This is a genomic window from Mycobacterium sp. NGS54 (assembly GCF_059812465.1).
Map to the genome: position 1 here is coordinate 327,440 of NZ_JCALCS010000003.1, position 24,920 is coordinate 352,359.

Annotated in this window: 21 protein-coding genes and 1 pseudogene; 16 read left to right on the forward strand and 6 right to left on the reverse strand. The window is 70.2% G+C overall.

Translation table 11 applies throughout. From position 1 onward, the window contains the following. Positions 1 to 103: 103 nt before the first annotated feature. From eccA to eccE, 11 genes and pseudogenes are all read left to right on the forward strand, one after another. Positions 104 to 1,957 carry a type VII secretion AAA-ATPase EccA gene (gene eccA / locus AC5Y5E_RS10470; protein ID WP_499902914.1) on the forward strand — a complete coding sequence of 618 codons (1,854 nt, stop codon included), beginning with the start codon at positions 104 to 106 and terminating at the stop codon, positions 1,955 to 1,957. Next, positions 1,954 to 3,540 (forward strand): type VII secretion protein EccB, encoded by a 1,587-nt coding sequence (gene eccB / locus AC5Y5E_RS10475; protein ID WP_499902915.1) that lies wholly within the window; start codon positions 1,954 to 1,956, stop codon positions 3,538 to 3,540. Before eccA ends, eccB begins: the two co-directional genes overlap by 4 nt. Then, entirely contained in the window at positions 3,537 to 7,505 is a 3,969-nt protein-coding gene (eccCa, locus tag AC5Y5E_RS10480; protein ID WP_499902916.1) for a type VII secretion protein EccCa, read from the forward strand. Before eccB ends, eccCa begins: the two co-directional genes overlap by 4 nt. 2 nt (positions 7,506 to 7,507) lie before the next feature. Continuing rightward, positions 7,508 to 7,816: a PE family protein gene (locus tag AC5Y5E_RS10485; protein WP_499902917.1), complete on the forward strand. Its 309-nt coding sequence runs from the start codon at positions 7,508 to 7,510 to the stop codon at positions 7,814 to 7,816. Between the two features lie 3 nt (positions 7,817 to 7,819). Further along, a complete protein-coding gene (locus tag AC5Y5E_RS10490; RefSeq protein WP_499902918.1) occupies positions 7,820 to 9,298 on the forward strand; it encodes a PPE family protein in 1,479 nt (492 codons plus the stop codon). 51 nt (positions 9,299 to 9,349) lie between these two features. After that, a complete protein-coding gene (gene esxG / locus AC5Y5E_RS10495; RefSeq protein WP_067013645.1) occupies positions 9,350 to 9,643 on the forward strand; it encodes a type VII secretion system protein EsxG in 294 nt (97 codons plus the stop codon). 29 nt (positions 9,644 to 9,672) lie between these two features. Then, on the forward strand, positions 9,673 to 9,963 hold the full coding sequence (locus AC5Y5E_RS10500) for a WXG100 family type VII secretion target (protein WP_067013661.1): 291 nt from the start codon (positions 9,673 to 9,675) through the stop codon (positions 9,961 to 9,963). Positions 9,964 to 9,973: 10 nt separating this feature from the next. Continuing rightward, on the forward strand, positions 9,974 to 10,855 hold the full coding sequence (locus AC5Y5E_RS10505) for an ESX secretion-associated protein EspG (RefSeq protein WP_499902919.1): 882 nt from the start codon (positions 9,974 to 9,976) through the stop codon (positions 10,853 to 10,855). Positions 10,856 to 10,876: 21 nt separating this feature from the next. Continuing rightward, positions 10,877 to 12,331 (forward strand): type VII secretion integral membrane protein EccD, encoded by a 1,455-nt coding sequence (gene eccD / locus AC5Y5E_RS10510; RefSeq protein ID WP_499902920.1) that lies wholly within the window; start codon positions 10,877 to 10,879, stop codon positions 12,329 to 12,331. Beyond that, a pseudogene (mycP, locus tag AC5Y5E_RS10515) lies at positions 12,328 to 13,717 on the forward strand (type VII secretion-associated serine protease mycosin); the annotation flags it as partial. The gene eccD and the pseudogene mycP, both read left to right, overlap by 4 nt. Then, positions 13,713 to 14,699, forward strand: a complete 987-nt coding sequence (gene eccE, locus AC5Y5E_RS10520) for a type VII secretion protein EccE (RefSeq protein WP_499902921.1) — start codon at positions 13,713 to 13,715, stop codon at positions 14,697 to 14,699. The pseudogene mycP and the gene eccE, both read left to right, overlap by 5 nt. Here eccE and AC5Y5E_RS10525 read toward each other — a convergent pair. Beyond that, positions 14,689 to 15,882 (reverse strand): alpha/beta hydrolase family protein, encoded by a 1,194-nt coding sequence (locus AC5Y5E_RS10525; protein ID WP_499902922.1) that lies wholly within the window; start codon positions 15,880 to 15,882, stop codon positions 14,689 to 14,691. The two genes, eccE and AC5Y5E_RS10525, sit on opposite strands and share 11 nt — an antisense overlap. A 102-nt stretch (positions 15,883 to 15,984) precedes the next feature. Between AC5Y5E_RS10525 and AC5Y5E_RS10530 the strand changes: the two genes are divergently transcribed. Further along, positions 15,985 to 16,755 carry a trans-aconitate 2-methyltransferase gene (locus AC5Y5E_RS10530; protein WP_499902923.1) on the forward strand — a complete coding sequence of 257 codons (771 nt, stop codon included), beginning with the start codon at positions 15,985 to 15,987 and terminating at the stop codon, positions 16,753 to 16,755. A gap of 7 nt (positions 16,756 to 16,762) precedes the next feature. Here the strand turns inward: AC5Y5E_RS10530 and AC5Y5E_RS10535 are convergent, their stop codons facing one another. Next, positions 16,763 to 18,127, reverse strand: a complete 1,365-nt coding sequence (locus AC5Y5E_RS10535) for a sulfatase family protein (RefSeq protein WP_499902924.1) — start codon at positions 18,125 to 18,127, stop codon at positions 16,763 to 16,765. A 52-nt stretch (positions 18,128 to 18,179) separates the two neighbouring features. After that, entirely contained in the window at positions 18,180 to 18,845 is a 666-nt protein-coding gene (gene bluB / locus AC5Y5E_RS10540; protein ID WP_499902925.1) for a 5,6-dimethylbenzimidazole synthase, read from the reverse strand. Positions 18,846 to 18,876: 31 nt separating this feature from the next. On the opposite strand from bluB, the gene AC5Y5E_RS10545 reads away from it, so the two are divergent. Then, positions 18,877 to 19,161 carry a hypothetical protein gene (locus tag AC5Y5E_RS10545; RefSeq protein ID WP_499902926.1) on the forward strand — a complete coding sequence of 95 codons (285 nt, stop codon included), beginning with the start codon at positions 18,877 to 18,879 and terminating at the stop codon, positions 19,159 to 19,161. On the opposite strand, the gene AC5Y5E_RS10550 is transcribed toward AC5Y5E_RS10545, so the two are convergent. Then, positions 19,145 to 19,627: a hypothetical protein gene (locus AC5Y5E_RS10550; protein WP_499902927.1), complete on the reverse strand. Its 483-nt coding sequence runs from the start codon at positions 19,625 to 19,627 to the stop codon at positions 19,145 to 19,147. The two genes, AC5Y5E_RS10545 and AC5Y5E_RS10550, sit on opposite strands and share 17 nt — an antisense overlap. A gap of 104 nt (positions 19,628 to 19,731) precedes the next feature. Between AC5Y5E_RS10550 and AC5Y5E_RS10555 the strand changes: the two genes are divergently transcribed. Beyond that, a complete protein-coding gene (locus AC5Y5E_RS10555; protein ID WP_499902928.1) occupies positions 19,732 to 20,385 on the forward strand; it encodes a L,D-transpeptidase family protein in 654 nt (217 codons plus the stop codon). Here the strand turns inward: AC5Y5E_RS10555 and AC5Y5E_RS10560 are convergent. After that, the gene (locus tag AC5Y5E_RS10560) at positions 20,375 to 20,869 is read right to left on the reverse strand and encodes a nuclear transport factor 2 family protein (RefSeq protein WP_499902929.1); all 495 of its coding nucleotides are present in this window, start codon (positions 20,867 to 20,869) and stop codon (positions 20,375 to 20,377) included. The two genes, AC5Y5E_RS10555 and AC5Y5E_RS10560, sit on opposite strands and share 11 nt — an antisense overlap. A 123-nt stretch (positions 20,870 to 20,992) precedes the next feature. Then, on the reverse strand, positions 20,993 to 21,595 hold the full coding sequence (locus tag AC5Y5E_RS10565; protein WP_499902930.1) for a TetR/AcrR family transcriptional regulator: 603 nt from the start codon (positions 21,593 to 21,595) through the stop codon (positions 20,993 to 20,995). Between the two features lie 38 nt (positions 21,596 to 21,633). Here AC5Y5E_RS10565 and AC5Y5E_RS10570 point away from each other — a divergent pair, with 38 nt between their 5' ends. Together AC5Y5E_RS10570 and AC5Y5E_RS10575 are read left to right on the forward strand one after the other, a co-directional pair. After that, entirely contained in the window at positions 21,634 to 22,860 is a 1,227-nt protein-coding gene (locus tag AC5Y5E_RS10570) for a hypothetical protein (protein ID WP_499902931.1), read from the forward strand. Positions 22,861 to 23,014: 154 nt separating this feature from the next. Continuing rightward, the gene (locus tag AC5Y5E_RS10575; RefSeq protein WP_499902932.1) at positions 23,015 to 24,910 is read left to right on the forward strand and encodes an Hsp70 family protein; all 1,896 of its coding nucleotides are present in this window, start codon (positions 23,015 to 23,017) and stop codon (positions 24,908 to 24,910) included. The last annotated feature ends 10 nt before the right edge of the window (positions 24,911 to 24,920 follow it).

The window sequence follows — 24,920 nt, forward strand, 5'->3', positions numbered from 1 at the left end:
GGCGGGGTCGGATGAACGGGGGCTGCCTCGACATCCAGCTTAGGCAATGCTAACTTCAGGCGGGTTAGGTTAGGGGAAGCTACATAGATGGGAAGCAACAGCCGTGGAACGCGGTGACGCCGGCGTGCTCGCAGCTCGGCCTGCAAATTCTCGGCCGGACGGCCGGATAGACGGCGACATCGTGAGCCGGTTCGCGACGTGTTGTCGCGCGCTCGGCATCGCGGTCTACGAGCGCCGGCGGCCCGCCGACCTGGCGGCCGCGCGTACCGGGTTCACGGCGCTGACGCGCATCGCGCACGACCAATGCGACGCCTGGACCGGGCTGGCCGCCGCTGGCGACGTCTCCCTGCGCGTGTTGGAGGCCGTTTCGGCCACCGCGACCACGGCCGGCGCGTTGCAGCGCCACGTTGAGTTGGCGCCAGGCGCCCTGGGCTTCCGCTACGACACCGGCCTGTACCTACAGTTCCGCGCCGCTACGCCCGACGATTTCCACCTCGCCCACGCGGCGGCGCTGGCAACCGACGGGCGGTTTGCCGACGCCGCCCGGATCGTCGCCGGCCTCATCGAACGCCGCCCGAGCTGGCGTGAGGCCCGCTGGGTGGCCGTCGTCATCAACTACCGGGCCGAGCGCTGGTCGGATGTCGTCAAGCTGCTCACCCCGATCGTCAACGACACCGATCTCGACGAAACCTTCTCGCACGCGGCGAAAGTCACGCTGGGCACCGCGCTGGCGCGCCTGGGCATGTTCGCGCCCGCGCTGTCGTACCTCGAGGAACCCGAGGGCCCCGTCGCGGTCGCGGCGGTCGACGGCGCGCTGGCCAAGGCGCTGGTGCTGCGGGCGCACGTCGACGAGGAGTCGGCGAGCGACGTGCTGCACGACCTGTACGCGGCCCACCCCGCCAACGAACAGATCGAACAGGCCCTGTCCGACACCAGCTTTGGGATCGTGACCACCACCGCGGCCCGCATCGACGCCCGCACCGACCCCTGGGACCCCGCCACCGAGCCCAGCGCCGACGACTTCGTCGACCCGGCGGCCCACGAGCGCAAGGCCGTGCTGCTGCACGAGGCCGAGCGCCAGCTTGCCGAATTCATCGGGCTCGACGAGGTCAAGAACCAGGTGTCGCGGCTGAAGAGCTCGGTGGCCATGGAGCTGGTGCGCAAGCAGCGCGGGCTCGCGGTCGCGCAGCGCGCCCACCACCTGGTCTTCGCCGGACCGCCCGGGACCGGTAAGACCACCATCGCCCGCGTCGTCGCCAAGATCTATTGCGGCCTGGGGCTTTTGAAGCGGGAGAACATCAGGGAGGTGCACCGCGCCGACCTCATCGGTCAGCACATCGGTGAGACCGAGGCCAAGACGAACGCGATCATCGACAGCGCGCTGGACGGCGTGCTGTTCCTCGACGAGGCCTACGCCCTGGTGGCCACCGGCGCCAAGAACGACTTCGGACTGGTGGCCATCGACACCCTGCTGGCGCGGATGGAAAACGACCGCGACCGGCTGGTGGTCATCATCGCCGGCTACCGGGCCGACCTGGACAAGTTCCTCGACACCAACGAGGGCCTGCGGTCCCGGTTCACCCGCAACATCGACTTTCCCTCCTACGCGCCTGGTGAGCTGGTGGAGATCGCGCACAAGATGGCCGAGCAACGCGACAGCGTCTTCGAGCCCGCCGCGCTCGAGCACATGGAGGCCTTGTTCTCCAAGCTGGCCAGCCAGTCGACGCCCGACGCGAACGGAATCTCGCGGCGCAGCCTCGATATCGCCGGCAACGGCCGGTTCGTCCGCAACATCGTCGAACGCTCCGAGGAGGAGCGAGAATTCCGGCTGGACCACTCGGAGCACGCCGGGACCGGGGAATTCAGTGACGAGGAGCTGATGACGATCACCGACCAAGACGTCGAGAAGTCGGTGGAGCCGCTGCTGCGCGGTCTCGGGCTGTCGGTGCCGGCATGACGGCCAATAACCATGAGCCCGAAGGGGATCGGCGCTCGTTCGCGTCCCGAACCCCGGTCAACGACAACCCCGAGCGGGTCGAATACCGCCGCGGCTTCGTCACGCGCCACCAGGTGACGGGCTGGCGCTTCGTGATGCGCCGTATCGCGTCCGGTATCGCCCTGCACGACACCAGGATGCTGGTCGACCCGCTGCGCACCCAGTCGCGGGCGGTGCTGATGGGCGCGCTCATCCTGATCACCGGGCTGGCGGGCTGCTTCGTGTTCTCGCTGATCCGGCCCAGCGGCTCCGCGGGTAGCAACGCGGTGCTCGCCGACCGGTCGACCGCCGCGCTGTACGTGCGGGTGGGCGAGGACCTGCACCCGGTGCTCAACCTGACCTCGGCCCGGCTGATCGTCGGCAAGCCGGTCAACCCGACCACGGTGAAAAGCTCTGAACTGGACCGCTTTCCGCGCGGCAACCTGATCGGCATTCCGGGCGCCCCGGAGCGCATGGTGCAGAACGCCTCGCACGACGCCGACTGGACGGTGTGCGACGCCGTCAGCGGAACTTCACATGGCGCCCACAGCACGGGTGTCACGGTGGTTGTGGGTCGTCCCGACGGTGGCGGCGCGCGGGCGGGCGCGATCCGCGCCGATCAGGGAATCCTGGTCGACAACGGCACCGGCACCTGGCTGCTCTGGGACGGCAAGCGCAGCCAGATCGACCTGGCCAACCACGCGGTGACCAACGCGCTGGGCCTGGGTACCGAGGTGCCCGCGGCGCGGCCGATCGCGCAGGGGCTGTTCAACGCGATACCCGAATCGCCCGCGCTGACGGCGCCGTCGATCCCGAATGCCGGTGGCCCCGCGGGCTTTTCGGTGCCGGCCCCGGTCGGTGGCGTGGTCGTCTCCTACGGCCTCGAGCAGAACTTGCACTACTACGCGGTGCTGCCCGACGGCCTGCAGCCGATTTCGCCGGTGCTGGCCGCGATCCTGCGCAACTCCAATTCCTATGGCCTGGAACAACCGCCGCGGCTCGGCGCCGACGAGGTGTCCAAGCTGCCGGTGTCGCGGATGCTCGACACGACCCGCTATCCGGACCAGCAGGTCGTGCTCGTCGACGCGGCCAAGGATCCCGTCACCTGTGCCCACTGGAGCAAGCCGGCCGGGGCCGCGACCAGCACGCTCGGCCTGCTTTCCGGCTCGGTGTTGCCCGTGCCCGAGGGGATACGCACGGTCGACCTGGTCGGTGGCGGCGCCCAGGGCGCCGCGGCCCGCGTCGCCCTGGCCCCGGGCACCGGCTACTTCGCCCAGACGGTGGGCGGCGGATCGGCGGCGCCGCCCGCCGGGTCGTTGTTCTGGGTCTCCGACACCGGGGTGCGCTACGGCATCGACACCGAGACCGGCGACGGCGCGGGCCGCTCGAAAACCGTTGAGGCCCTTGGCTTGAACCCGCCCGCGGTTCCGGCGCCGTGGTCGGTGTTGTCGCTGTTCGCGCCGGGTCCGACGCTGTCGCGCGGCGACGCGCTGCTGGCCCATGACGGCCTGGCGCCCGACGCCAAGCCCGGGCGCCCGGTTTCGGCGGAGGGGGAGGGCCGATGAGCCGACTGATCTTCGAGGCGCGCCGTCGGTTGGCACCGCCGGCCACCCGCAAGGGCACCATCACCATCGAGGCGCCGCCGGAGCTGCCCCGGGTGATTCCGCCGTCGTTCCTGCGCCGGGCGATGCCCTATGTGCTGGTGATCCTGATCGTGGGCATGGTGGTGGCCCTGGTTGCCACCGGGATGCGGGTGATCTCTCCGCAGACCCTGTTCTTCCCGTTCGTGTTGCTGCTCGCGGCGACCGCGCTCTATCGGGGCAACGACAACAAGGCGCGCACCGAGGAGGTCGACGCCGAACGCGCCGACTACCTGCGTTACCTGTCGGTGGTCCGGGACAACATCCGAACACAGGCCGCCCAGCAGCGGGCGGCCGCCGAGTGGTCTCACCCGGACCCGGCCGGCCTCGTGGCGGTGCCCGGATCACGCCGCCAGTGGGAGCGTGACCCGCACGACCCAGACTTTCTGGTGCTGCGGGCCGGCCGCCACCACGTGCCCCTGGACGCCGCGCTGCGGGTCAGCGACACCGCCGACGAGATCGACCTGGAACCCGTGTCGCACAGCGCATTGCGCAGCCTGCTCGACACCCAGCGCACCGTGCGCGACGTGCCGACCGGGATCGACCTGACCAAGGTCTCGCGGATCACCGTCGTCGGCGAGGTGACGGACGTGCGGGCGGCGTTGCGCGCCTGGATCGCTCAGGCGGTGACGTGGCACGACCCGACCGTGCTCGGCGTCGCGCTGGCCGCGCGCGACCTGGAGGGCCCGGACTGGTCGTGGCTGAAGTGGTTGCCGCACGTCGACATTCCCGGCGAGCTCGACGGCGTCGGCCCGGCCCGCTTCCTGTCGACCGACGCCGACGAACTCGTCGCGGCGCTGGGACCGGCGCTCGTCGACCGGCCCGCGTTCACGGGTGGGCCCGCGGATGCCTTGCGGCACTTGCTGATCGTCGTCGACGACCCCGACTACGACCTGAACGGCTCGGCGTTGGCGCTGGGCCGGGCGGGCGTCACCGTCGTGCACTGCTCCGCGACGCCCCCGCACCGGGAGCAGTATTCGGATCCCGAAAGGCCGATCCTGCGGGTCGCGCGCGGCGCTATCGAGCGCTGGCAGACGGGCGGCTGGCAACCGTACATCGACAGCGCGGATCAACTCGGCGCCGCCGAGGCCGCGCACCTGGCCCGTCGGCTGTCGCGGTGGGACTCCAACCCGACCCACGCCGGGCTGCGCTCCGCCGCCACCCGCGGCGCGACTTTCACCACGCTGCTGGGCATCGGCGACGCGTCGCAGCTCGACGTGCCGACGATGTGGGCGCCGCGCCACCGCGACGACGAGTTGCGCGTTCCGATCGGGGTCACCGCGACCGGCGAGCCGCTGATGTTCGACCTCAAGGACGAGGCCGAGGGCGGCATGGGCCCGCACGGCCTGATGATCGGTATGACCGGCTCCGGGAAGTCGCAGACCCTGATGTCGATCCTGTTGTCGCTGTTGACAACCCACTCGGCCGACCGGCTGATCGTCATCTACGCCGACTTCAAGGGCGAGGCCGGCGCCGACAGCTTCCGGAACTTCCCGCAGGTTGTCGCGGTGATCTCGAACATGGCCGAGAAGAAGTCGCTCGCCGACCGGTTCGCCGACACGCTGCGCGGCGAGGTGGCGCGGCGCGAGACGCTGCTGCGCGAGGCGGGGCGCCGCGTGCAGGGCAGCGCGTTCAACTCGGTGACCGAGTACGAGAACGCGATCGCGGCCGGGCATGACTTGCCGCCGCTCCCGACGCTGTTCGTGGTCGCGGACGAGTTCACCCTGATGCTGGCCGACCATCCGGAGTACGCGGAGCTGTTCGACTACGTGGCCCGCAAGGGCCGCTCGTTCCGCATCCACATTCTGTTCGCGTCCCAGACGCTGGACGTGGGCAAGATCAAGGACATCGACAAGAACACCTCCTACCGCATCGGGTTGAAGGTGGCCAGCCCCAGCGTGTCCCGCCAGATCATCGGGGTGGAGGACGCCTACCACATCGAGTCCGGCAAGGAGCACAAGGGCGTCGGCTTCCTGGTGCCGGCCCCCGGCGCCACGCCGATCAAGTTCCGCAGCACGTACGTCGACGGCATCTACGAGCCGCCGCAGAAGGCGAAAACCCTGGTGGTGCAATCGAACCCGGCGCCAAAGCTGTTCCCGGCCGGGATGGTGGAGCCCGACCACGGCACCGTGATATCCACCGGCGAGGACGAGGAAGTAGCCGGGCCGCCGCGCAAGCTGATCGCGACGATCGGCGAACAGCTGGCCGGCTACGGGCCGCGGGCGCCGCAGCTGTGGCTGCCGCCGCTGGACGAACCGATACCGCTGACCGCGGTGCTGGCCCGCGCCGGGGTGCCGCACGGGCAATGGCGCTGGCCGCTCGGCGAGATCGACAAGCCGTTCGAAATGCGCCGCGACCCGCTGGTTTTCGACGCCGCGTCCTCGGCGGGGAACATGGTGATCCACGGCGGCCCGAAGTCCGGGAAATCGACCGCGCTGCAGACGTTTATCCTGTCGGCGGCAAACCTGCACTCGCCGCGCGAGGTCACGTTCTACTGCCTGGACTACGGCGGTGGGCAACTGCGGGCGCTGGACGGGCTGGCGCACGTCGGCAGCGTCGCGTCGGCGCTGGAACCCGAACGCATCCGCCGCACCTTCGGCGAGCTGGAGCAGCTGCTGCTGGCCCGCCAGCAGCGCGAGGCGTTCCGGGAGAAGCACGGGTCCGCGCCCGACGACGGTTACGGCGAGGTGTTCCTGGTCATCGACAACCTCTACGCGTTCGGCCGGGACAACACCGACCAGTTCAACACCCGTAATCCCCTGCTGGCCAAGGTGACCGAATTGGTGAACGTCGGCCTCGCCTACGGCATCCACGTCGTGATCACCACGCCGAGCTGGCTGGAGGTGCCGCTGGCGATGCGCGACGGGCTCGGCCTGCGGCTCGAGCTCAAGCTGCACGACGCGCGGGACAGCAACGTGCGGCTGGTCGGCGCGCTGCGCCGCCCGGCCGAGGCCGTGCCACACGACCAGCCGGGCCGCGGATTGACCATGGCCGCCGAGCATTTCCTGTTCGCGGCTCCCGAGCTGAACCAGATCGCCGCCATCAACGCGCGCTACCCCGGGGTCTCCGCGCCCCCGGTTCGGTTGCTGCCCACCAATCTCGCGCCCGACGCGCTGGGGCCGCTCTATCGCGGCGCGGAGAAGGTGGTCATCGGCCAGCGCGAAGAGGACCTCGCACCGGTGGTCCTCGACTTCGCCGAGCACCCGCTGCTGATGGTCTTCGGCGACAGCAAGTCCGGTAAGACCACGCTGCTGCGCCACGTCATCCGCACCATCCGCGAGCACTCCACCGCCGACCAGGTGGCCTTCACGGTGCTGGATCGGCGGCTGCACCTGGTCGACGAGCCGTTGTTCCCCGACAACGAATACACGGCCAACATCGACCGGGTCGCCCCCGCGATGCTGGGTCTGGCCAACATCATCGAGTCGCGGCGGCCGCCGGCCGGCCTGTCACCCGAGGAGCTGTCCCGCTGGACCTACCAGGGCCACACCCATTACCTGATCATCGACGACGTAGACCAGATACCGGACTCGCCGGCGATGAGCGGTCCCTACATCGGGCAGCGGCCGTGGACCCCACTGATCGCGCAGCTTTCGCAGGCCGGCGATCTGGGCCTGCGGGTGATCGTCACGGCGCGCGCCACCGGCTCGGCCCACGGACTGATGACCAGCCCATTGCTGCGCCGCTTCAACGACCTGCAGGCGACCACGCTGATGCTGTCCGGCAACCCGCAAGACAGCGGCAAGATCCGGGGCCAGCGGTTCGGCCGGATGCCGGCCGGCCGCGGGGTTCTGCTGGGCGACAGCGACATACCGACGTACGTGCAATTGGTCAACCCGTTGATCGGCGAGGCCGCCATGTTTGGTGAAACGCAACAGAAGGGGAGTTAGTCATGACGTTGCGATTGGTTCCCGAGGGCCTGGCCGCGGCCAGCGCGGCCGTGGAGGCGCTGACGGCGCGACTGGCGGCCGCGCACGCGGCGGCCGCCCCCGCGATTACCGCGGTGGTGCCGCCGGCGGCGGACCCCGTGTCGCTGCAGACAGCGGCGGGATTCAGCGCGCAGGGCCAGGAGCATGCCGCCATCGCCGCCCAGGGAGTCGAAGAGCTCGGCCGCGCCGGCGTGGGCGTGGGTGAGTCCGGCGCAAGCTATCTCGCCGGTGACGCCGCGGCGGCCGCGACCTATGGGGTGGCGGGCGGCTAGAGCATGACGGCGCCCGTTTGGATGGCTTTGCCGCCGGAAGTGCATTCGGCGTCGCTGAGCACCGGTCCGGGACCGGGGTCGCTGCTGGCGGCCGCCGGGGCCTGGTCGGCGCTCAGCGCCGAATACGCTTCGGCGGCGGCCGAACTCAGCGGGCTTCTGGGGGCGGTGCAGGCGGGCGCGTGGCAGGGACCGAGCGCCGAGCAGTACGTGGCGGCGCACGCCCCGTACCTGGCGTGGCTGCAGCAGGCCAGCGCCGACAGCGCGGGCGTGGCGGCCCAGCACGAGGTCGCCGCGGCGGCCTACACCAGCGCCCTGGCGGCGATGCCGACCCTGGTCGAGCTGGCCGCCAACCACGTCATCCACGGGGTCCTGGTGGCGACGAACTTCTTTGGGATCAACACGATTCCGATCGCGCTGAACGAAGCGGACTACGTGCGGATGTGGGTGCAGGCCGCCACCACGATGGGCGCCTATCAGGCCGCCTCGGGCGGCGCGCTGGCCTCGGCGCCGCGCACGGCCTCGGCGCCCAGCATCGTGAATCAGAACGGCGCGGCGTCGCTCAACCCGGCCGACCTGCTGTCCCAGCTGCTGTCGCAGTACACCAACTTCTACGGAAACATGTTCCAGGAGCTGGCCACGTTCTTCCAGGATCCGATCGGGAACTCGGTGAAGATCATCCAGGCCTTCATGACGAATCCGTCTGAGGCACTGGTACTTTACGGCCCGCTGTTGTTCGCGATCGCCTATCAGGCTTTCTCCTGGGTCGGCGCGGGGATCACGTACCCGTCGCTGCTGCTCAGTCCGTTCCTCGCCATTGTGCTCCCGGTGGCACTGCAGCCGGCCCTGGCGCTCGCGGCCGCGGCGGCTCCCGCGCTGGCGGCGCCTGTGGCGGGCGGTGTCGCCGTGACGGCCGTGACGGCTTCCTCGGTGTGGCCGGTCGCCGGCGTGGCCCCCTCGGCGATCGCCACTCCCGCGGGCGCCCCCGCGTCCGCGCCTGCCGCATCGGGCGCGCCGGCCGCGCCCGCCCCGGCGGCAGCCACCGGAACCTTCCCCTACCTGGTGGCTTTCGGCGCCGGTGCGGGCCCGGAGGCCGGGCCGACGCTCGGCCCCCGCGGACAGGTCAAGGCGCCGGCGGCCACCATCCCGGCAGCCGGCGCGGCGGCGCCCGTCCGGGCGGAGGCGCGGGCACGGCGGCGCCGGCGGGCGGCAATGCGCGAATACGGCGACGAGTTCCTCGACATGGATGCCGACATCGGCGTCCCGCCGGAGTACGAGCTCGCGTCGGCCGTGGCGTCCGGGAGCGGCGCCGGGCGGCTGGGATTCGCGGGGACCGCACCCAGCGACGCCGCCGTGGGGGCGGCCGGGTTGACCAAGCTGGCCGGCGACGAGTTCGGCGGCGGGCCGCGGGTGCCAATGGTGCCCGGCACCTGGGATCACGAGGGCCCGGGTGAGTCGGTGAGAGGGGGAGACGACGGTTCGTAACGTGGCAGTGAGCAACCGAAATCCGAAGAGAGCGAAAGGAAACCAATCACCATGAGCATGTTGGACGCTCACATCCCGCAGTTGGTGGCGGCGCAGTCGGCGTTCTCCGCCAAGGCGGCGCTGATGCGCAGCACGATCAGCCAGGCCGAGCAGGAGGCGATGTCGGCGCAGGCGTTCCACCAGGGCGAGTCCTCGGCGGCGTTCCAGGCCGCGCACGCCCGCTTCGTGGAGGCCGCCGCGCGGGTCAACACCCTGCTGGACATCGCCCAGGCCAATCTCGGTGACGCCGCGGGCACCTACGTGGCCGCCGACGCAGCCGCCGCTTCCGGCTACACCTCGATCTGATCAAAGCCATAACCGCGAAAGGACTTGTGATGTCACAGATCATGTACAACTACCCCGCGATGCTGAGCCACGCCGCGGACATGTCCGGCTACGCCGGCACCCTGCAGGGCCTCGGCGCCGACATCGCCAGCGAGCAGGCGACGCTGTCCAACGCCTGGCAGGGCGACACCGGCATGACCTACCAGGTGTGGCAGGCCCAGTGGAACCAGGCCATGGAGTCGTTGGTGCGCGCCTACCAGGCGATGGCCAGCACCCACGAGGCCAACACCACCGCCATGCTCGCGCGCGACCAGGCCGAAGCCGCCAAATGGGGCGGTTAACTCGCGCTCGATGAACACAGCACCGAACGCCGTCGAGCTGACGGTCGACCACGCGTGGTTCATCGCGGAAACCATTGGGGCGGGCACCTTCCCGTGGGTTCTCGCGATCACCACGCCCTATCGCGACGCCGCGCAACGCGCCGAGTTCTTCGAGCGGCAGCGTGCCGAGCTGACCCGGATGGGTCTGGTGACGCAAGACGGACTCGTCAACCCGGCGGTCGCCGGCTGGATCAAGGCCGTCTGCTTCCCGGACCGGTGGTTCGACCTGCGCTACGTGGGACCCGCCACCGCCGCCGGCACCGGTGAGTTGCTGCGCGGTGCCGTGGCGCAGCGACCCGGTGCGACGGCCAAGACGGTCGTCGCGCTGCGCAGCGCGCAGCTGGTCACGTTCACCGCGATGGACATCGACGACGCGCGGGGGCTGGTCCCGGTCCTCGGCGTCGGGCTGGCCCAGCGGCCGCCGGCGCGATTCGACGAGTTCAGCATGCCGATGCGCGTCGGCGCCCGGGCCGACGAGCGGCTGCGGTCCGGCGCATCGCTGTCGGAAGTCGTTGAATACCTGGGGATCCCGGCGTCAGCGCGGCCGGTGGTGGAGGCGGTCTTCTCCGGACCGCGCAGCTACGTCGAGGTCGTCGCCGGCTGCCGCCGGGACGGGCAACAAGCCACCACCGAGGTCGGCATGAGCATTGTCGACACCGCCGCGGGCCGCGTTCTGGTGAGCCCCTCGCGAGCCTTCGACGGCGAGTGGGTCTCGACGTTCGCCCCGGGCACCCCCTTCGCGATCGCCGTCGCGATCGAACACCTGACCGCCCTGTTGCCGGAGGGCCAGTGGTTCCCCGGCCGGCGGCTGTCCCGAGATTTTTCCGAGCATCACCAAACAGCAACGAGATAGAGAAGAGAGAACCATGTGCCAATGGCCGCAGCGCCCATCGAGGGCCGCCAAGTGACGTCCGGCGCCGTCATGCCGATCGTCCGGGTCGCCATCCTCGCGGAGAGCAGGCTGACGGAGATGGCGCTGCCCACCGAGTTGCCGCTGCGCGAAATCCTGCCCGCGGTCCAGCGTTTGGCGGTTCCGGCGGCGTCGAACGGCGACGCGGACGACGGCCTGGACGCCCGCGCGGCGGCCCACCTGAGCCTGGCGCCGATCGGCGGGGCGCCGTTCAGCCTCGACGCCAGCCTGGACACCGTCGGAGTGGTGGACGGTGATCTGTTGGCGCTGCAGCCGGTGCCGGCCGGTCCCGCTGCGCCGGGCATCGTCGAGGACATCGCCGACGCCGCGATGATCTTCTCGACGTCCCGGCTGAAGCCCTGGGGCGCAGCGCATATCCAGCGTGGCGCACTGGCCGCGCTGATCGCCGTGGCCTTGCTGGCAGCCGGCCTGGGCGTCACCTACCGCGTGGCCACCGGCGCGCTGTCCGGGCTGGTCGCGGTCAGCGTGGTCGCGGCGCTCACCGCGGTGGCGGCCCTGCTGATTTCCGCGCGTTCCGCGCGCACCGGAATGGCGCTGTCGATCGCCGCCCTGGCGCCCATCGGCGCCGCGCTGGCGTTGGCGGTGCCCGGCCGGTTCGGGCCGTCGCAACTCATGCTGGCCGCGGCCGGCGTCACCGCGTGGTCGCTGATCGCCCTGGTGGTCCCCGGCCCGGAGCGCGAACGGATCGTCGGTTTCTTCACCGCGACCGCGGTGGTGGGGGCCGCGGTGCTGCTGGCCGCCGGGGCCGAAACGCTCTGGCATCTAACGATATTGGCCATCGGCTGCGGGCTGATCGTGGCTGCGCTGCTGGTCACCATCGAGGCCGCCCAGTTGTCCGCCCTGTGGGCGCGCTTCCCGCTGCCGGTGATTCCGGCGCCCGGCGATCCCACCCCGTCGGCGCCGTCGTTGCGCGTGCTCGAGGACCTGCCGCGGCGGGTGCGGATCGGTGACGCGCATCAAAGCGGATTCATCGCCGCCGCGGTGTTGCTCAGCGTCCTGGGTTCGGTGGGCATCGCGCTGCGCCCTGAGTCGTTGGGGGGCTTCGGTTGGTATGCGGTGGGTGCGACGGCGGCCACGTCGGTGCTGCGCGCCCGGGTCTGGGATTCGGCCGCCTGCAAGGCCTGGCTGCTCGCCCAGCCTTTCCTGGCGGCCGGCGTGTTGCTTGTGCTCTACGCCGCGACGGGGCGTTACGCCGCCGCGCTGGGTGCGTCGGTGGTGCTGATCGCGCTGGCGCTGGCCTGGGTGGTGGTGGCGTTGAACCCGCGGATCGCCTCGCCGGAGAGCTATTCGCTGCCGCTGCGCCGGCTGCTGGGTTTCGTCGCGGCCGGGCTCGACGCGTCGCTGATTCCCGTCCTGGCCTATCTGGTCGGACTGTTCGCGTGGGTCCTCAATCGATGATCCGTTCTGGATTATCCTGCGTCACGGCCGCTTTGGCGGCCGTGATGTGGGCCTGCCCGCCGGCGTTCGCGATCGATCAGCCGACGGTCGACCCGGGCGTGCCGCCGCCCAACGGAAGCCCGGGGCCCGGGCAGCCGATGGAACAACGCGGCCCGTGCAGCGCCTCCGGTGTGATTCCCGGCAGCGACCCGGCGGTGACGACGCCCAGCCAGGCGATGCTGAACCTGCCCGCGGCATGGCGGTTTTCGCGCGGCGACGGCCAGCTGGTGGCGGTCATCGACACCGGGGTGCGGCCGGGCCCGCGCCTGCCCAACGTCGATCCGGGCGGCGACTTCGTCGAGACGACCGACGGCCTGACCGACTGCGACGGGCACGGCACGCTGGTCGCCGGGGTCATCGCCGGCCAGCCCGGTGACGACGGCTTCTCCGGGGTGGCCCCCGCGGCCCGGGTGCTTTCGATCAGGATGACGTCGGCGAAGTTCTCGCCGCGCACGCCGGGCGGCGATCCGCTGCTGGCGCGGGCGTCGCTAGACGTGGCGACCCTGGCGCGGGCCATCGTGCACGCGGCCGACCTCGGCGCCCGGGTGATCAACATCTCCGCGATCACCTGCCTTCCCGCCGACCGCCCCGTCGATCAGGCCGCGTTGGGCGCGGCGATCCGGTACGCGGCGGTGGACAAGGACGCGGTGATCGTGGCCGCCGCGGGCAACACCGGGGGGACCGGATCGGTCGCCGGCGGGATGTCTTGTGAATCCAACCCGCTCACCGACCTCGGCCGCCCGGACGACCCCCGCAACTGGGCGGGCGTCAAGTCGGTTTCCATCCCGTCGTGGTGGCAGCCCTACGTGCTTTCCGCCGCGTCGCTGACGCCGGACGGGCAGCCGTCGAAATTCACCATGGCCGGCCCGTGGGTGGGCATCGCCGGGCCCGGCGAAAACATCGTGTCGGTGAGCAACCGCGACGGCGGCGGTCTTGCCAACGGCCTGCCCGACGACCATCAGCAGCTGGTGCCGCTGAGCGGCACCAGCTACGCGGCGGGCTATGTGTCCGGCGTCGCGGCGCTGGTGCGCAGCAAGTATCCCCAACTCAACGCCACGCAGGTGGTGCGGCGCATCACCGCGACCGCGCACAACGGCGCCCGGGCGCCCTCCAACGTCGTCGGCGCCGGCAGCGTGGACCCGGTGGCCGCGCTGACGTGGGAACTGCCCGCCGCCAGCCAACCCGGTGTGGCAGCGGCGAGGCCGGTCCCCGCGCCCCGGGCGCCCGCGCCCGAGGACACCACCCCGCGGACCGTCGCGTTCGTCGGAACCGCGGCGCTGGCTTTGGTGGTCGCGGCCGTCGCCGCGATCGCCGCGATCGTCCGTAAGAAGGAGAGCACCCCGTGAGCCGTTCGATACCGACCCCCGGCGCCGGCCGGTTCACGCTGGCGCTGCTGGCCGTGGTGCCCGCGGTGCTGGCGTACCCGTGGCGCTCGCCGCGCGACTACTGGGTGCTCGGCATCGCCGCTGCCGTGGTGATCCTGCTGTTCGGCTGGTGGCGCGGGTTGCACTTCACCACGATCCTGCGCCGCCGCGTGGCAATCATGCGCCGCGGCGGCGGCGCCCAATCCGAATCCGGTTCTGCCACAAAGGCGACCGCGCTGCTTCGGCTCGGGCCGCCCGCCGGCGACTCGGACGTCTTGCCGCTGCCGCTGCTCGCCCGGTACCTGTACCGCTACGGCATCCGCGCCGACACGATCCGGATCACCAACCGCGGCAACGCATCCGACACTCTCGAGGCCTGGATCGCGATCACGATCTCGGCGGCCGACAACCTGGCGGCCCTGCAGGCGCGATCGCCGCGGATCCCGCTGCACGAAACGGCCGAGGTGGCCGCCCGGCGCCTGGCCGACCACCTCCGCGAGATCGGCTGGGAAGCCGGCGTCGTCGCGCCCGACGACGCGCCGCGGCTGCTGGCACCGAACGCGCGCGAAAGCTGGCGGGGTGTCCAGCGCGGCGCCTCGGATTACGTTGCGGCATACCAGGTCCGCGTCGATGGCGCATTGCCCGAAACGCTGGAGGCGATCCGGACGCACCCGGTGCGCGAGACCTGGACCGCGCTGGAGATCGCCGGTGATGGGACGCACCACACCGTCGCTGCCGCGTGTGCGTTCGTGACCGATACGCCCCCGGCGGCCGCGGCCCCGCTGGCCGGGCTGATCCCGCAACGCGGTGACCATCTCCCGGCGCTGGCGGCGTTGGAACTGCTGTCGACGCGACGACTCGACGGGCACACCGAGGAACCGGCCGGACTACTGGACGAACTGGTCTGCCCCACCCCGGAGGCCGGCGCGCACCGGGCGCCGGCGACGGAACCCGTCAGAACATGACCCCGCGCAGGAATTGGGTCATCCGGCGCAGGTAGTCCAGCTGACTGACGTGCAGGACGTGGCTGCCGGGAAACCAGTGCAGCGCACAGTGATTCCAGTGCTCCCAGAGCTTGACCGACTGATCCGGCGGTGCCATCCGATCGCCGAGGCCGGTGATGATCATCCGGCGCTCCTTGGCGATCAGCGGCCGGTAGTTCAGCGGCGAGTGGTATGACAGCCCGGCGATCAGCTCGTCGCGGCTGATCTTCGACATCCGCAGCCCCAGGCCCATGAGCTTGTTGGCCGGGAACCATTCGTCGAACATCGTCGCCGGCGTCACGACCGGGCAGTTGGGGATCACCGCCTCGAGCCGATCGTCCACCGAAGCCACCAGCGCGGAGGTGTAGCCGCCGAGCGAGATGCCGGTCAGCGCGATCCGCTCGACGCCGGTATGGCGAAGGTAGTCGATGATGGACCGAAAGTCGTGCACGGCCTGGGCCATTGCCTCGGCGAAACCGCACAGCCCGCCGGCGAAATAGCCGAAACCACTGAACGGCGAACACCTTTCGGCGCGCGGGCCGTGGAACGGCAGGGTGTACATCAGGACGTCGTAGCCCGAGCGGAAATACCACGGCAGCGTGAAGAACCGCCCGTTGGCCAGGTACGACGACCCCATGAAGCCGTGTATGACGCACAGCGTGGGGTGCGGCCCGTCGCCGTGGCGCCAGTGCTGCGCGTGCACGATGTTGTTCGACGCTAACGCGCTCCACCGCGTGCGCATATCCGGGTTGATCGCCCGGAAGCTGCTGGGGAACGAGATGTTGTCGACCGTCCCGTGCGCGGTCCACTCCGCGAGCCGGTTGGCCGGTCGCGACGACACCCGGGGCAGCTCGGTGGGCGCCGGAAACGACTTCCCCGGGTCACGCTCAGCGCCGAGCTCGGCGTAGAAGCGCAGGCTGTCACGTTCGCTGCCGGAACGCACGGAGCTGGCGAGCACCGCCGGGGTGACGGTGGTGGTCAGCACCGACGCGACCGCAGTGCGCAGCGCCAGATCGGAGATCGCGGCCCCCTCGACGACCATTCGCTGGCGGGGCGACAACGCTGAGCGCGGCGGCAACCCCGCGGCGCCGGCCGGCACGTCGGCGCCGGGAACGTCCGGTACGGGAACCGGTGGAGTGACGGGATCCGGTTCGGTCGGTGTCACAACCGCGATGCTATCGCCCACTCGGTCGGCGCCGGGCCGGCATGCGGTAATACGGTTTATCTGTCAGCTCGAGCCGTGATGGTGTTGATCAGGAGGACCGACATGTGGGATCCCGACGTCTACCTGGCCTTTGCTGACCATCGCAGCCGCCCGTTCTACGACCTGCTGTCGCGGGTGGGCGCCAAGCAGGCGCGCCGGGTGGTCGACCTGGGCTGCGGCCCCGGTCACCTGACGAAGTACCTATCGCGGCGCTGGCCCGAAGCGGCGATCGAGGCGATGGACAGCTCGCCGGAGATGGTCGCCGCGGCCAAGGAACGCGGGATCGACGCCGTCGTCGGCGACCTGCGGGACTGGAAGCCCAAGCCCGACACCGACGTGGTGGTGTGCAACGCGGCGTTGCATTGGGTGCCCGAGCACACCGATCTGCTGGTGCGGTGGGCCGGCGAGCTGGCGCCCGGCTCGTGGATCGGCGTGCAGATCCCGGGCAACTTCGAAACCCCCTCCCACGCGACGGTGCGGGCACTGGCCCGCCGCGAGCCCTACGCAAAACTGATGCGCGACATACCGTTTCGCGTCGGGGCGGTGGTTCAGCCGCCGATGACCTACACCAACCTGCTGCTGGACGCGGGATGCCGCGTCGACGTCTGGGAGAGCACCTACCTGCACCAGCTGACCGGCGAGCATCCGGTGCTGGAATGGATCACCGGAACAGCGCTGGTCCCGGTGCGCGAGCGGCTCGACGACGAGGCCTGGGAGCAGTTCCGCCAGGAGCTCATCCCGCTGCTGGACGACGCGTACCCGCCCCGGGCCGACGGCACGACGATCTTCCCGTTCCGCCGGGTGTTCATCGTCGCCGAGGTCGGCGGCGCATAGTCCCGAACTACTCCTCGATGCCGCGGTCGACGGCGATCGCCGATCGGCTGCTCGGCTTCATGTGGTGGATCTGCAGGTAGGTTTCGGTGTAGCGCAACGCGATGCGCATGCCGGCGAACTCCGACGGTATGACGTCGCCGGTGCGCTGGCGCCAATCATCCAGGCGCACAGCCAGATTCGCGGCGACCGCGTCGACATCTGGGTCGCCACCGGTCAGCAGGTTGTTCGTTTCCGCGGGATCGGTTCGCAGGTCGTAGAGTTCGCGCTCCGGACGCGGGCCGGCGATGAACGGCTCGACGGCGTGTCCGGACGGGCTGTCCTTGATGTCCAACGGGAGGTCGAGCAGCGGACGGGCGGCGTAGTTCTCTATGTAGAGGTATTCGTTGGTGCGGATCGCGCGGATGGGGTCGAACGAGTCGTGATAGGTCTTCATGGAGTACACGTGCTCGCGGACCGGTTCGGCCGACGGCTCCGGCGCGAGCAGCGCGCCGGCGTGTGACACGCCCTCGACGTCGGCCGGCACGCGCAGGCCCAGCAGGTCCAGCAGCGTCGGCACCAAATCGACGCCGCTGAACAGCTCGTCGTAAACGCGCGGCGCCACCGCCCGGCCGGTGGGGGGACGGACGATCATTCCGATGCCGGTTCCCGCGTCGTAGAGCGTGGACTTGGCGCGCGGGAACGCGGCGCCGTGATCGGTGAAGAACACCACCCAGGTGTTGGCGTCCAGGCCCGTTTCGGCCAGCGTGTCCAGCAGCCGGCCGACGGCGGCGTCGGCGGCGGCGATCGCGCCGTAGAACTCGGCGAGGTCCCCGCGGACCTCGGGGGTGTCGGGCAGGTAGTCGGGGGTGTCGACGCCCGCGGCGTCGGCCGGCTCGTAGCGATCCCGCGGATAGGGCCGGTGGGTTTCGAAGAACCCGGCCGTCAGCAGGAACGGTTGGCCCCCGAGGTTTTCGGCGCTGTCTTGCAGCCACTCCTGAGCCCGGTCGGCCACGTAGTCGCAGTAGGAGTTGGACACGTCGAATTCGTCGAAGCCGAGGCGCTTCGGGTAGGACGTCTCGTGTTGCATGCCGAAAAGTGCCGAGTACCAACCGGACTCGGACAATATCTGCGGGAGGGTCCGGACGCCGCTGCGGTATTCCCAGCCGTGGTGGGCCAGGCCGACCAGGCCGTTGCTTTGCGGGTAGCGCCCGGTGAACAGCGACCCGCGCGACGGCGAGCACAGCGGCGCCGTGGCGTGGGCCCGGGTGAACAGGATGCCCTCAGCGGCGAGCCGGTCCAGGCGCGGGCTGGACACATCCGGGTGACCGTAGACGCCGAGATATCGCCCCAGGTCGTGCCAGTGCACGATCAGCACGTTCTCTTTAGCCGTCATTGCCTCACCTCGACCGGCGACGATACCGCAGGGCGCTCGCGTTCACCTGGCGTTACGCTCGGCGCGATTCCCACCCGTTCTCGGAGACGAACTCCGGCAGCGGCCGCCCGTAGGCCCAGCCGTCGAGCTCCAGCGCCGGCCGGTCCGGAAACTCGGGCACCGGGCCCAGACACAGGATGGCCACCGGTTCGGCGTCGTCGGGCATCGCCAGCAGCTCCGCCAGCCGCCGCGGATCGAACAGGGAAACCCAACCCACGCCGAGACCTTCGGCGCGGGCGGCCAACCACAGGTTCTGGATCGCGCAGGACACCGACGCGAGGTCCATCTGCGGCAGTGTCCGCCGGCCGAACACGTGCTTGTCGCGGTCGTCGCCCAGCGCCACCACGAACAGTTCGGCGCACTCGAGGATGCCCTCGACCTTCAGCGCCAGGAACTCCTCGGCGCGCTCCCCGAGGGCCGCGGCGGTGCGCGGCCGCTCCTCGTCGACGAGTGCGTGGATGCGTCGCCGCAGCGCGTCGTCGGTGATCCGGATGAACCGCCACGGCTGCATCAGCCCGACGCTGGGCGCGGCGTGCGCGGCCTGCAGCAATCGCCCCAGCACCTCCTCGCTCACCACGCCGCCCGGGGAGAACCGGCGCATGTCGCGCCGCTCGCTGATCACGCGATACACGGCGCGCCGCTCCTCCGGGCTGAACGCCTGATCGGTCACGCCAGCCATCGTAGGGAAATCCGCGTTAGCGTAGTGCTCCATGAAGTTTTCCGACCTGCTGGACCAGTTGCCCGCCGACGGCGCCGACGCGCGCGTCTATGGCGAGCCCTACGAGACCGCCGACGGGGCCACCGTGATTCCCGTGGCCAGACCGCTCGGCGTGTTCGTCGTGCACCGGGGCAAGGCGTCCTGGGTGCCCGCCGTCGACGGCAACCGGATCGCGCTGATCGGCGTGATCACCGGCCTGCTGGCGGCGGTGATCACCAGCCTGGCGGTGCTGCGGCAGCCGCCCTGGCCGAAGATGACGTTCACGGACTATAAGTGACGCCGACCGCCCGGAAGACGTACTCGGGCGGCATGTCGAAGGCCAGCGACCGTCGCGGCAGGGCGGCGAGCACGTCGGGGGTGAGGGCCGCCTTGTAGTGCAGCGACAGCTGGCCGCTGAACTTCTTGTCGACCTCGCTGACGTCGACGTCGACCTGCACCCCGGTCGACGAGATCTCGACCCTGGCCGCGCCGGTCTGCGGCGCGTCCCAGCGCGCGTCGACGGTCGGCCCGGCCAGCTTGGGCAGCATGGACACCGTCGCCAGCACCCGCTCCGAGGTGAAGGCCAGCGAGCCGACGTAGCTGGCGACGCTGTGCGGCAGCCGCACGCCGGGGATGATGCCGCTGAACCGGCGGGTCACCGCGACGTAGTCGGCGAGGTAGAGGAGGCCCTCCGCCTCGACCTGAGCGTGCAGATCGGCGGGTAGCTTGCCGATGCCGAACAACCTGCGGACGAAGACCGCCATGACGCCAGTATGACTTTTCGGCGCTATCGATAACGCCGCGGTGACTCAACCGGGTCTAAACCTTTACTTGACCCCGGCGTTCGCGTGGCCGGACGATTGAATCCATGCGCCGACTGCTCGCTTCGCTGTGCGCTGCGGCGTGCCTGATGGTCGCCGCGCTGGTGGTGGCACCGGTGAGCGGTGCGGCCACTCCCTGGTTCGCGAACTCCGTCGGCAATGCCACACAGGTGGTTTCGGTCGTCAGCACCGGCGGGTCGAACGCGAAAATGGATATCTACCAACGCACCACCGGCGGCTGGCAGGCGCTGGTGACCGGCATCCCCACCCACGTCGGGTCCGCGGGCATGGCGCCGCAGGCCCGCAGCGGGGTCCCGGCCACCCCGATGGGCGTGTACACCCTCGACTCCGCCTTCGGCACGGCGCCCAATCCCGGTGGGGGACTTCCATATACGCAAGTCGGGCCGAACCATTGGTGGAGCGGCGACGACCACAGCCCCACCTTCAACAGCATGCAGGTCTGCCAGAAGGCGCAGTGCCCGTTCAATACGGCTGACAGCGAGAACCTGCAGATCCCGCAGTACAAGCACGCCGTCGTGATGGGCGTCAACAAGAACAAGACGCCGGGCGGCGGCGCCGCGTTCTTCTTTCACACCACCGACGGCGCGCCCACCGAAGGGTGCGTGGCGATCGACGACGCCACGCTGGTGCAGATCATCCGCTGGCTGAAGCCCGGCGCGGTGATCGCGATTACGAAGTAGCCAGCGCGCGTCCGGGCTTGATCTTGAAGTCCATGCCTTCCAACGACATTGTCGCGTCGTAGGTTCTGTCGTAACCCGTTCCGCTGATCTTCCAGCCGCCGTCGGTGCGCCGGTAGGTGTCGCGGTAGAAGGCCGCGCCGATCAGCATGAAGTTGAGGTCGGCGACGATGACCCGGTCCTGCAGATACCAGCTGCCCGTTGCGGTGTCGCCGTCCACGGTGATGTCGGGGTGGGTCACCCGGTGCTCGGTGATGACGTTGCCGGGGAGTGATGTACGCATGTACTCGACCAGGTCGGCGCGGTTGGTGAAGTGCAGCTCGTTGCCGATCGACGGGCCGTAGTCGGCGGTGATGTCCTCGGCCAGGGTTTCGGCGAAGTCGTCCCAATGCTTGGTGTCCAGCGCGCGCAGGTAGCGGTATTTCACCTGCTTGATGGCTTCGATGTCGGCGAACTCTTGAGGGGTCATCCCGACATTGCAGCACACGGTGATCGGCCGGCCGCGGTCGGACGGCCCGGTTGGCTTTCGCCGAGATTTAAACGTGCGCGGTCCGCCGCGGCGTGTCGTGTGCGTGGTGTAAGTGTCGCGGGCAAGCGGTACCCGCGGTCGTCATTGGAGCGCGCGGGTGGCCATCTCGATCAAGGCGCGTCGCTCCAGGCTCCAGTCGATGGCGCTCCCGGTGATCATCTGCGCCAGCACCACACCACGCAGCGCGGCCCAAATCACCTCGGCCACCCCGGCATTGGCGGGGTCATCGGTGATCAGCCGGCCGAGCTGTCCGATCGCGGCGTTCATTTCAAGAAGGTGGCGCCGCGACGACGCGCCCGCCCCGCCCCGGGTGGCGCGCAGGATCTCGAGGGCGGCCATCGACGTCGGGCTGCTGTAACAGCTCCACGCGGTGTCGACGACGACCTCGATGCGCTCGCGCAACGGAAGCTCGCTGACGTCGGCCGACGACAGGCTGTCGACCAGCCTGGCCACACCGTCGTCGACGACGGCCATCAGTAGGCCGTTGCGGTCCCCGAAGTGATACTGGATGACCCCCCACGTCACGCCGGCGCGCTCGGCCACGTGCTTGGCGGTCGCGGCGGCGAAGCCTTCCTCCATGATGCAGCGCACGGTCTCCTCGATGATCCGCGCGCGCGTGTCATCGCCGCGCTTGCGCGGCGCGCTGGTGCGGCGGGTGGGCGCGATGGGCCTGGACGGAGGCATTGTTGACTTTATAACATAAAGCTGACTATTTTTGGGCGGTGACCGGATCCCGATACGCGCGGCTGTCCCGCCCGGAGCTGTCCGTCCTGGTTCCCGAACTGCTGCTGATCGGGCACATGATCGACCGCTCCGGGATGGCGTGGTGCATCACGGAGTTCGGCCGCGAGGAGATGGTGCAGATCGCCATCGAGGAGTGGGCCGGCGCGAGCCCGATCTACACCAGGCGCATGCAGCGGGCGCTGAACTACGAGGGCGACGACGTGCCCACCATCTTCAAGGGCCTGCAGCTCGACATCGGCGCGCCGCCGCAATTCATGGACTTCCGCTACACCATTCACGACCGTTGGCACGGGGAGTTCCAGCTCGACCACTGCGGCGCGCTGCTCGACGTGGAGCCGATGGGCGACGAGTACGTCTTCGGGATGTGCCACACCATCGAGGATCCGACGTTCGACGCCACCGCGGTGGCGACCAACCCGCGCGCGCAGATGCGTCCTATCCACCGGCCGCCACGGGTGCCGGCGGACCGGCAGCCGCACTGCGCCTGGACCGTCGTCATCGACGAGTCCTACCCCGAAGCGCAGAGCATCCCGGCGCTGGACATCGTTCGCCAAAAACGCGCCGCCACTTGGGAATTGGATCCGATCGACCGCTCCGACGAGGGCCAGGCCGATTACTCCGGACCGTTGCTGTCCGATTTCGACTTCGAGGCGTTCTCGCACTCGGCGCTGGTGCGCATGGCCGACGAGGTGTGCCTGCAGATGCACCTGCTGTATCTGTCGTTCGCCGTCGCGGTCCGGGCGCGCGCGGCCAGCGACGCCCAGGCCGTCGACGTGTGCACCCGCGGTCTGACCGGCCTGGCCGGGCTTGGGGCCGAGCGGATCCACCGCGCACTGCAATTGCCCGGCGGGATCGAGGGAACCCGCAAGGTGCTCGAGCTGCACCCGCTGCTCAACCCCGCGGGCTACGTCATCGCGGAAACGGCGCAGAACCGGCTGATGGTGCACCGTTCGCCCGCCCACGACGACGCCGCGTGGATATCGCTGTGCTCGCCGGAATCCGTGCAGCCGCTGCAGGCGATCGCCACCGCGGTCGACCCGCGCGTCGAGGTGCGGGTCAGCGGCACCAAGACCGACTGGACCGCCGAGCTGTTTGAAACCGACACCGCGGCAAAGGAACTGCCAGAGGTGCAGGTCGCGAAGGTCAGCCGCGGATCGACGTTCCAATTCGAGCCGAGGCGCTCGCTGCCGCTCACTGTGATCTGAGCACCCGCGTTCTGTCAAGGGAGGCGTCGATACCGTTTCGGTGACGACACGGCATCGACCGTATACCAATGAGCTTGCGGCCGGGCTGAATACAGCCGGCGCGCGGCTATGGTTAACGCTGGCCACCGACCCTATAGACGAAAGTTCTCGCTCTATGTACGACCCAGTGGGGTTGTCGATCGGGACCGCGAACCTCGTCGCTGCGCGCGACGGAAGTTCGCCGGTTGCACGCCGTGCGGTGCTGACGCTTTATCCGCACTGCGCGCCGAAAATCGGCTTGCCCAAAGAGAACCCGGCGCTGTCCGAGCCCGGCGTGCTCATGCGGGGCTTCGTGGAGCGTGTCGGTGACTCGGTTGCGCTGGTGTCACCCGACGGGTCCGCCCACGATCCGGACCTCCTTATGGTGGAGGCGCTGGACGCGATGGTGGCGGCCGCCGGGGCCGACTCCGGCGCGTCGGAGATCTCCATCGCCGTCCCGGCGTATTGGAAACCCGGCACGGTGCAGGCGCTGCGCAACGGTCTACGAACGCATTTGGGCTTCGTCCGAAGCGGCATGGCGCCCCGCCTGGTTTCCGACGCGATCGCGGCGCTGACGGCGGCGAACGCGGAGCTGTGCCTCGCGGCCACCGGCGTGGTCGGCCTGCTCGATTTCGGTGGCGGCGGCACCTCGGCCACCTTGATCAACCTGGCCGGCGACTTCGAACTCGTCACACCCACAATGCGTTACGCCGCCTTCTCCGGCGACGAGATCGACCAGGCCTTGTTGCTCAAGGTCTTCGAGGAACTCGGGCACGGCAGCGGGATGGACCCGGCCAGCACCGCGGCGGTCGGTCAGCTCGGCCTGCTCCGGGAGCACTGCCGCGTGGCCAAGGAGCAGCTGTCCACTCAAACGGTGGTCGAATTCTCGGCCGAGCTCGGTGGTCGCCGGTGCACCATGAAGCTGACCCGCGACGAGCTGGGCGACCTGATCCAGGACCGGCTGTCCGGCTTCATCTACGCGTTCGACGAGATGCTGGTCCGGCACAAGAGGAGCTGGTCCGACCTGTCGGCGGTGGTCATGGTCGGCGGTGGGGCCAGCATTCCCCTTGTCAAGGAACGCCTTTCGGTGCACGGTCGCCGGCCCGTCGTCAGCCCGTTGGAGCCGGCGCACGCCGCGGCCGTGGGCGCGCTGCAGATCGCCGCCCGCGGGGAGCGGCTGGATCTCCGCACGCACACCTCCATCGGGTTGCTCACGGCGGCCGCCGGGGAGATCGTGGAACTGCCGGCCGGCGACGTGTTGGTGATCGACGACGAGGCGCTCACGGACCGCGAATTGGCCTGGTCGCAAACCGAATACGGCCCCGACATCCGGGTGCCGTACAGCCCCAGTGCCTTCGACGAAGAAGGCGGGTCCGGCTGGTCGATGCGCCTCAACGTCATCGAGCCGCCGAAGGAGAGCTCGTGGCGGCGGCTCCGGTTCTCGCAGTTGGTCGTCGGGATGTGCGCCGTCGTCGCCATGACCTCGATCGGCGGCGTGGCCTACACCCTGTCGGGCATCGAAAACCACCAGGCGCCGCCGGCGCCCACCGTCGCGCCCCTGCCCGCGCCGCCCGTGAGTTCGCTGCCGCAACGGCCCGTGCCCGCGCCGCCGACGCCCGTTCCGCCGCCGCCCAGCGCCGCACCGGTGCCCAGCCCGGCACCGCCACCGCCGCCCCCGCCGTCGCCGCCGCCCGCCCCGCCGGCGCCGGTGATCGTCACCACGGCGCCGCCGGTCGTCCCCACGCGGCATCCCGCGCCGCCGGTCACCACCCAGCCGCCGGTCACCACCCAGCCCCCGGTCACGACGGCCATGACGACGCCTCCGCCGCCCCCGCCGCCGACGACGACGCCCCCCGCGGCCCAGACGACGACGCCCACGACGACGGTGCCGATGACGACGCAGTGGATCCACGTGCCGCTGCTACCGGTGCCGATACCGGTTCCGGTGCCGGCCAGCCAGGCTCCCCAGGCGCCTCCGGCCCCGCAGTATCCGGGGAATTCGCAAAATCCGTTCCTGAGTCCGGGGTATTGATCGAGCCCTG